7 protein-coding genes are annotated in these 9,149 nt (G+C 44.1%); 5 read left to right on the plus strand and 2 right to left on the minus strand.

Features of this window, described 5'->3' with window-relative positions:
• Positions 1-97: 97 nt before the first annotated feature.
• Positions 98-631, minus strand: coding sequence for a bifunctional pyr operon transcriptional regulator/uracil phosphoribosyltransferase PyrR (pyrR, locus tag IM473_RS09560; protein WP_287659180.1), 534 nt, complete (start codon positions 629-631; stop codon positions 98-100).
• A gap of 143 nt (positions 632-774) precedes the next feature.
• On the opposite strand from pyrR, the gene IM473_RS09565 reads away from it, so the two are divergent.
• Positions 775-2,172, plus strand: a complete 1,398-nt coding sequence (locus IM473_RS09565) for an amidase (protein WP_287659181.1) — start codon at positions 775-777, stop codon at positions 2,170-2,172.
• Here the strand turns inward: IM473_RS09565 and IM473_RS09570 are convergent.
• On the minus strand, positions 2,165-4,039 hold the full coding sequence (locus IM473_RS09570; protein ID WP_287659182.1) for an ABC transporter ATP-binding protein: 1,875 nt from the start codon (positions 4,037-4,039) through the stop codon (positions 2,165-2,167). The genes IM473_RS09565 and IM473_RS09570 overlap by 8 nt on opposite strands.
• A gap of 416 nt (positions 4,040-4,455) precedes the next feature.
• Here IM473_RS09570 and IM473_RS09575 point away from each other — a divergent pair, with 416 nt between their 5' ends.
• From IM473_RS09575 to IM473_RS09590, 4 genes are all read left to right on the plus strand, one after another.
• Complete coding sequence (locus IM473_RS09575; protein WP_287659183.1) at positions 4,456-5,091, plus strand: FeoA family protein; 636 nt, start codon at positions 4,456-4,458, stop codon at positions 5,089-5,091.
• A gap of 42 nt (positions 5,092-5,133) precedes the next feature.
• Positions 5,134-7,458, plus strand: coding sequence for a Fe(2+) transporter permease subunit FeoB (feoB, locus tag IM473_RS09580; protein ID WP_287659184.1), 2,325 nt, complete (start codon positions 5,134-5,136; stop codon positions 7,456-7,458).
• 109 nt (positions 7,459-7,567) lie between these two features.
• Positions 7,568-7,807 (plus strand): FeoC-like transcriptional regulator, encoded by a 240-nt coding sequence (locus IM473_RS09585; RefSeq protein ID WP_002792905.1) that lies wholly within the window; start codon positions 7,568-7,570, stop codon positions 7,805-7,807.
• A gap of 193 nt (positions 7,808-8,000) precedes the next feature.
• Positions 8,001-8,984, plus strand: a complete 984-nt coding sequence (locus tag IM473_RS09590) for a methyltransferase domain-containing protein (RefSeq protein WP_287659185.1) — start codon at positions 8,001-8,003, stop codon at positions 8,982-8,984.
• Positions 8,985-9,149: the final 165 nt, after the last annotated feature.

The raw sequence follows: 9,149 nt of genomic DNA on the forward strand, positions 1-9,149 counted from the left end.
TCTGGTGATTCGATGGTTAAATTTGTTCAGTGTTTTCAACAGGAAAAAATTCAATATCTGTTTATTTTCCTACCGGGATTAGTTACCAATTATCTGTTTATTTGATTAATTCCACCCCATCTTTGCCGTCAATCTCCTGTAGATAAACTCTTACCTGTTCCTCGGCTGCGGTGGGGAGTTTTTTGCCCGTAAAATCTGGGTGAATTGGTAATTCCCGATGACCACGATCAACGAGAACTAATAAGCGGATTTTTTGCGGTCTGCCATACTCAATAATAGCATTAAAAGCGGCGCGGATTGTGCGACCTTTATAGATAACATCATCGACTAAAATCACGGTTTTTCCCGTGACATCTAGGGGCATTTTGGTTTTAGCAGGAGTGCGGGTTTTAATGCGATCGAGATCGTCGCGATAGAAGGTAATATCGATCGCTCCCACGGGAACTTTTACCCCTTCTAAGCTCTCAATTTGACTAGCAATTAAATTAGCTAAAGGCACTCCTCGCGTGTAGATACCGATCAAAATCAAGTTATTTAAATCGCCACTTTTTTCGATAACTTCGGAAGCTAAACGGGTAAGGGTGCGACGAATTTCGTCAGCCGAGAGAATTTCAATTAACTGTGAGGTCATAATTTTCCAAGACAAGGGGGGATAGGGGATAGGGAAATTTTTACGGCAATGGACTTTTTTTTACTTTTTCTTTTTTCCTTTAAAACCATCTTCCCACTAACGAATATAATTATTTTCACTTACCTATTTTAACTCGATCGCTCATGAGTGATGAATTATTGCAAAAATCTGCCCTAGAATTAGCCCAACTGATTCGCACTAAACAAATCTCCCCCCTAGAATTAACCCATTTATACCTCGACAGAATTGAGAAATTTGACTGTCAAATTGGTAGTTTTGTCCATGTCGCCGGGGAAAGCGCCCTAGCCACCGCCAGCGCCCAAACGGAACAATTAAGTCAAATCGCCGCTACTGCCGAATTACCGCCTTTTTTTGGAGTTCCCACCGCCATTAAAGACTTAAATGCCGTCGCTGGAATGCCGGTTAGTTACGGAGTCGCCGCTTTACAGGGAAATATCGCCCAATACGACGAAGGAATCGTCACCAGAATGAAAATGGCGGGTTTTATCCTTCTGGGCAAAACTGCCACTTCCCAGTTAGGTTCCTTTCCCTACACCGAAAATCCGGGTTTTTTGCCGACTCGTAACCCCTTCAACCGCGATTATACCGCAGGCGGTTCCAGTGGCGGTGCGGCGGCGGCGGTAGCGGCGGGTTTCTGCCCGATTGCCCAGGGTTCCGACGGTGGCGGTTCCATTCGTACTCCGGCGGGTTGTTGCGGTTTGGTGGGGATAAAACCCAGTCGCGGGCGCGTTTCCTATGCCCCGGTGGGGGAATTTCAAAGCGGTATCGCCACTAACGGCACTCTTTCTAAGACGGTGGCAGATGGGGCGGCACTGCTTACCGTGATTTCGGGCTATACGACGGGCGATCCCTACTGGCTACCCGATCCGCCCTTTTCTTTCCTAGAAGCCACTCAGAGAGGCGTAAAACCCCTAAGAATCGCTTTTTCTACTTCCGTATCCCCCTTCGGCGAGGCAACTTCCGTTTATAAAAATGCTGTCCTCGCTACGGCTAAAATTTTAGAGGACATGGGGCATCATTTAACCGAGTATTCCCCCGATTTACAGGCTTTAATCGCTCCTTTTCGCCGTATTTGGCAAGCGGGGACGGCAGCGACGGGAATTCCGAAGGAGTTATTAAGTCCCCTTAACCAATGGTTATTAGAGAATTCTGGCAGCGCGGGGGAATACCTGCAAGCAGTGCAGCAGATGCACGTTATTTCGCGGCAAATTGTGGCGATGTTTGATAATTTTGATGTCTTACTTTTGCCAATTTTTCTACATCAACCCCCTGGAATTGGTGAGTGGGAAAATTTACCACCGGAAGCAGCGGTTGATAGGATGATTGCTTGGATTGCTCCTTCTCCGATTGCTAATGCGAGTGGTTTACCCGCGATTGCTTTACCCACAGGATTGGATAGTCAGGGTTTACCCGTGGCAATTCAGTTAGTAGGTAAACCTGCTGATGAAATCACTTTGTTAGGTTTATCGGCACAATTAGAGGCAGCTAATCCTTTCGGTTTGATGGCTAATTTTAACTAGCAAGACTTTGGGTAAATTGGGGAATGGAAGCGATAAGTTTACGGGTGTAATCGCTTTGGGGAGAGTTGATAATTTCGTTAGCTGTACCGATTTCCTCAATTTTACCTTTATTCATCACCATAATCCGATCACTCATAAATCTGACAACACTTAAATCGTGGGAAATAAAGATATAAGTGAGATTAAATTCCTGCTGTAATTCTTTGAGTAAATTTAAGACTCCCGCTTGTACAGAAACATCTAAAGCAGAGACAGATTCATCACAGATAATAAACTGAGGATTTAAGGCTAAAGCGCGGGCAATACACACCCTTTGTCGTTGTCCTCCTGATAATTGATGGGGATAGCGATCAAACCAATTAGGATCAAGTTTAACTCGTTCTAATAAATATTCTACTCGTTGCCGTCGCTTTTGAGAATTGCCGCCAGTATGATGAATAACCATCGGTTCTAAAATTGCTTTACCGATGGATAAACGGGGATTCAGGGAGTTGTAGGGATTCTGAAAAACTATCTGTAATTCCCGTCTCAGTAGTCTTAATTTTGGATCGCTGGGGTTTAATTTAGCGAGATTTTCTCCTCGGAAATAGATATTTCCAGAAGTAGCAGGAATTAAGCGCAGAATTGTCCTTGCTAAGGTAGATTTTCCGCAGCCAGACTCACCGACTAAACCGAGGGTTTCCCCCTGTTTAACGGCAAAACTGACCTGATCTACGGCATTAAAAAAGGTCTTTACTTGCCCGAAAACTCCCTTAACTGGAAATCTAACCGATAAATTTTCTACCGATAAAATATTCTCGTGATTCTGTAAACCTGCGATTCTGCTTTCTTCTTCTTGGAGAGTAATAAATTTAACTGCGGGTGGAGTAATTTCCTGTAAGTCAATAATCTTACCTTGAGAGTCTTTTTCCACTTGTAAAAAATCGCTGACAGTGGGCAATTTTTCTGGACGAGAGTTTAAGCGAGGACGACAGGCAAGTAAACCTTTTGTGTAGGGATGTTGGGGATAATTTAATACTTCTTCTTTAGTTCCCTGTTCGACAATTTCTCCTTGATACATCACGATAACTTGATCGGCAATTTCGTTGATAACTCCCAGATCGTGGGAGATAAAAACCATTGACATTTCTCGATCGCTTTTACACAAATCGCGTAATAATCTTAATATTTCTGCTTGGACAGTCACATCTAAAGCGGTGGTTGGTTCATCGGCAATTAATAGAGTAGGATTACAAGAAATCGCCATGGCAATCATTACCCTTTGTAATTGTCCCCCCGATAATTCGTGAGGATAACGCTTGAGAATTGCTTCTTTTTGTTCCTGAATATAAGTTCTAATTTTTTCTCTGACATGACCCTTATTTTCTAAGGGAAAAGTTTCTATATACTTCTCCTCCAACTGTTCATCACTGGGTAATAAGCGCACTTCTTGCAGTAGAGAGATGGCTTGATTTTTTGCCTGTTCGGGGGTGACTTTTTGATGTAGTAAAATTGCTTCGGTGAGTTGAAACTCGATGTTATAAACTGGATTAAGAGAACTCATTGGTTCTTGGAAAATCATCGCCATTTCTCCCCCGCGATAATAACGCAATTCTTCTGGGGGAATAGATAATAAATCTACTGCTTGCATTGACTGACCTTTTGCCGGACGAAAGCAAATTTCTCCCCGGGTAATTTTCCCCGGAGAGGGAACCAATCCCATGAGTGCGAGGGAGGTGACGGATTTTCCTGAACCCGACTCCCCCACACAACCGAGAACTTGACCTTTCTGCAAGCTAAAACTAATGTTATTAACGGCGACTGTTGTTCTTTTGTGATTAGAAAATTCAACGGTGAGATGGTGAACGTCGAGAACTTTGTTATCCATAGCTCTTTAAATAGAAAGACAGATTCGATTTACTTATTAAATATAGCTTTTTCTGTTCTCAGTAGCTGGATGCAATTAATTCGTAGATAGCTGGGGGTATCTCCCTTGCAAGGGAGAATTTTTCGGCATTAAGAAGATTTTCGTCTCTCAGCGATCGCCATTTACCAGAGACTGGTGACTTTTTTAAAGAAATATTTTTTCTTTACTGTCTCCCCTTTTGGATTACACTGGTAATTGAGAATAATTAGCATTTATTTTAGCGATCGCAAGTCTTAGACAGTTTCAAAACCGTTGACTGAGGCTGACAGTAGTGCAGTTCTCACCCTTTGGCTACTTCAGTAAACTCGATGAGCTATCAAGGAATTATTATCACTCTTGAATGAAAGACCTTCTTTGCCTTTGGAGATAAGAAAAGCATGGACGATAAAATTAGACCTAATGAACCAGAAGAACCAGAAAAATCGCCAAATAAAGCCCAATTTTCTTCTTGGGGTGGTAAAGAGGCTGCCTCAGAACGTACTAACCCCATGGATACTGATCTAACAGCCACCTATCCCCTCGCACAAGTGGAAATGGGAAAAACCGTCTGGTTAGTGGGATTTCAGGGGACAGGAGGGATCAATCGACTCCTAGGTATGGGATTAAACCCCGGCATTCAATTACAGGTAATTAGCTCCCAACCGAGGGGATCAGTTTTAATTGCCATTCAAGACAATCGTATCGCTATCGGGGCGGAAATGGCCGAAAAAATCCTCGTTAGTGACAGTCAACCGAAAAAACTGGAGTCTAAAAAAGACCTACCTGAAGTAAGAACATTTCTGCGGGAGATACCCATAGGAAAAGCGGGTAAAGTTGTCGGTTATGACCGAGCATTGCGAGGATACAAAGGAAAATTGTTATCAATGGGATTAACTCCAGGGACAGAGTTTACCGTCATTCGTGTCGCACCTTTGGGGGATCCCGTCGAGATTCAAGTGCGGGGATTTCATCTCAGTCTGCGAAAACAGGAGGCAGACGCTTTAATCGTCGAAGAAATAGACCCAAAAAGCTAAATTTAATCATCTAAGCTTATTCATCACTCAATATCCTAAATTATGGTCAAACCCATTATCGCCTTAATTGGCAATCCTAACTGTGGCAAAACTACCCTTTTTAATGCTCTCACCCGGTCCAATCAACGGACCGGCAACTGGCCGGGAGTAACAGTTGATCGCAAGGAGGGACAATTTCAAGTTAACGGGGAAGATATCACCCTTGTGGATTTACCCGGAGTCTATTCCCTCGATGTGGAAGAAGGGGAGACGGGAATGGATGAATTAGTCGCTAGGGACTATCTGCTGTCAGGAGAAGCGGATTTAGTGATTAATATCGTCGATGCTGCCAATTTAGAGCGTAATCTCTACCTTACTACCCAAATCATGGAGATGCGTTTACCGATGTTGATTGCCCTGAATATGATGGATGTGGCCAAAACTAGGGGTATTGTGGTTAATCCGCAACTCTTAAGCGCTCGCATGGATGCAATTGTCGTGGCGATTAGTGCGGTTAAAGGGGAGGGAATCGGAGAATTAAAGCAAAAAATTGGGGAATTAGTTGGTAATATTAACCATACTGCCGCTTATGTGGCTTATCCCGCGGTAATTGAGGAAGCTCTTAACGAGATTGTTGCCTACATTAACGACCATAGCAGTAAAAGGATCGTTGAGCCAAGATGGACCGCTTTAAATCTACTGCAATACGAGGATCGCATCGCCCCAGAATTGCGCTCCCAGGAACTATTAAGCATTATCGTCAAGCATAGACGACAAATACACCAAGTTTTAGGGGAAGACCTTGATATTTTAATTGCTGATACTCGTTATGGCTTTATTCAACAAGTTACCCAGGGAGCCACTCAACGGACTGGACAGATAAATGATACCATGTCCGATAGCCTAGATCGGATTGTTCTCGATCGCTGGTTGGGAATTCCGATATTTTTGGGCGTAATGTACCTAATGTTCTTATTTACGATCAATGTTAGTGCTGCCTTTATCGATTTCTTCGATTTAACTGCCCAGACTATCTTTGTCGATGGTTTTGCCCAAGTTTTACAAACAATCCATACCCCGGGTTGGCTAATTGCTCTGCTCGCTGATGGGGCGGGGGGAGGTGTGCAAACCGTCGCCACTTTTATCCCCGTAATTGGCTTTATGTTCCTCTTTTTGTCAATTTTAGAGGATTCGGGCTATATGGCCCGGGCAGCCTTCGTCATGGACCGATTGATGCGTTTGGTGGGATTGCCGGGTAAATCCTTTGTTCCCATGCTAGTGGGATTTGGTTGCAGTGTGCCGGCAATTATGGCCACTAGGACCCTAGAAAATTCCCGCGATCGTTTAATGACGATTATGATGAACCCTTTTATGTCCTGTGGGGCCAGATTACCTGTTTATGCCCTATTTGCGGCGGCTTTTTTCCCCATAGGTGGTCAAAATATCGTTTTTGGTCTTTATATCTTAGGAATTCTCGCCGCTATTTTGACGGGATTGGTGATGAAAAAAACCCTACTCAAGGGAGAAGTCAGTCACTTTATTATGGAATTGCCTCCCTATCATCTACCGCGTCTGAAAGGGGTTTTAATTCGCACTTGGGAACGTCTGCAAGCGTTTTTATGGAAAGCTGGACGAGTTATCGTTTTAATGGTGATGATTTTGGGACTACTCAACTCCGTCAGTTTTGATGGTTCTTTTGGTAATCAAGACAGCGAGCGATCGGTTTTAAGTGCCACCAGTAAAGCTGTAACTCCTATTTTCTCACCCATGGGACTAGAGCAGCAAAATTGGCCGGCAACGGTGGGCATTTTTACAGGAGTTTTTGCCAAAGAAGCAATGGTAGGGACATTAAACTCGATTTACAGCCAACTAGCAGGGGAAGATAACCCGAATAAGGGGGCAGCACAGGTAAAATTCGACTTTTGGGGGCAAATTCAGGAAGCTATCGCCACTATTCCCGCCAATTTAGCGGAATTACCCAATCAATTACTTGATCCCTTGGGTTTAAATATTGGTGATTTGCAAGATCAAAAAACGGCTGCCGAGAAGCAAGAAGTAGATTTAGGAATCTTTGGCGCAATGGCAAAAAGATTTGATGGTCAAGCGGGTGCTTTTGCCTATCTCTTGTTTGTTCTGCTCTATTTTCCCTGTGTTTCGGCCACATCGGCCGTATATCGCGAAACTAATGCCGGTTGGACTGTTTTTATTGCCCTCTGGACCACAGGAATGGCCTATATTGTTGCCACTTCCTTCTATCAAATCGCCACTTTTTCTCGACACCCGGGATTTTCTCTCTTTTGGATAGTCTTGATGGGTTTAACCGTAGTCGGGGTTTTATTCACCTTAAAAAATCTCCGTCCCCGAAAAATCAACCGTCCCGCAATTTAAAAGTAGGGTGGGTTAGGCGACAAAAAGCTAGGCAACTAACAAATTATTTAGATTCGCCGTAACCCACCGCAATCAAGCAACTTTTCTCGATTTTTTTCGCTTATAAACCATGATTTTAACCGATATACAGGCTTATCTTGCCAAAAATCAGAAAGCATCTCTGTCTGACTTATCCACACACTTTCGGATGTCAGCGGATGCCTTAAGTCCCATGCTCGATCGCTTGCTGAAAAAAGGGCGAATTCGCCTGATTTCCCTAGAAAAATGCGGAGGATGCAGCCGTTGTTCCCCGGAATCTATGGCTTTTTACGAATGGATTGAGGGCAATTCCACAGGGACAAATAGATAAAAGTTTAGTACTACAGAAGTGATCTCACTATCAAGATAACTGCTGTATTACCAGTCGCTTTCAACTGGGATAGTTAATTTCTGGCGAGGAACCAAAGTCACTCAACCCTGTTAGACCTCAGCCCGCAGAACCTCAAGGTTGTATAATCTTTAAGAGTTATTAAGCTTTGTATCAGTTTGCCCGGCAGCATTTAATGAATATACTTTTGCTGACATCATCTTTAGGTTTACTCCTAGCGATCGCTATCGTCGTCTATTTTGTTTCCTCTCGCAAGTACCAATCGTCGGACTCGGTGGCCAACTCCTACGACCAATGGACCGAGGACGGGATTTTAGAATATTATTGGGGCGAACACATCCATTTAGGTCACTACGGTTCCCCACCAGAAAAAAAAGACTTTCTAGCGGCAAAAGCCGACTTTGTGGCGGAAATGGTCTCTTGGGGAGGTTTGGATAAACTACCCACCGGTGCAACTCTCCTCGATGTCGGTTGTGGTATTGGTGGCAGCAGTCGCATTCTGGCCCGCGACTACGGATTTGCCGTTACCGGTATCACCATTAGTCCCAAACAAGTGGCACGGGCCAAAGAACTAACACCCCCAGATGTAAATGCTCGCTTTTTGGTCGATGATGCCATGGCCCTTTCTTTTCCCGACGAGAGTTTTGATGTGGTCTGGTCAATTGAAGCCGGTCCCCATATGCCGGACAAAGCCGTTTTTGCTCAGGAATTACTGCGAGTTCTCAAACCAGGGGGAGTCCTAGTGGTAGCGGACTGGAATCAGCGAGATGACCGTCAAAAACCGCTCAATTTCTGGGAAAGTCCTGTAATGCGCCAACTTTTGGATCAGTGGTCCCACCCCGCTTTTGCCAGTATCGAAGGTTTTGCCGAACAGTTAGCGGCCACAGGATTGGTAGATGGGGAAGTGATGACTGCTGACTGGACAAAAGCCACTCTACCCTCTTGGATTGATACCATTTGGCAGGGGGTGATTCGTCCCCAAGGTTGGTGGCAATTTGGTCTAACTGGGTTGGTTAAATCCGTCCGAGAAGTGCCGACAATTCTGCTGATGCGTTTGGCCTTTGGCACGGGTTTATGTCGTTTTGGGATGTTCCGCGCTGTTCGCGCTCAATCCCATCTGCAAGCAAGTCAGCAAGAGTCTCTTACCTCAGTTATGTAGCTGGTTATAATTAAATTGAAGATAAATCCCCCCTTGATAAGCTGTCCTTTAGTCACATCTTTCTTAACATTTCAAACCTTTGTAGCACAAGGCTTTCAAGACTCGGTTAACAATTTGTAATATTCCTTGTTGACACCCTTACTGACAAAGAAAAAACTGAAATCA

This window comes from Microcystis sp. M015S2 (genome assembly GCF_020245945.1).
Lineage (GTDB): Bacteria > Cyanobacteriota > Cyanobacteriia > Cyanobacteriales > Microcystaceae > Microcystis.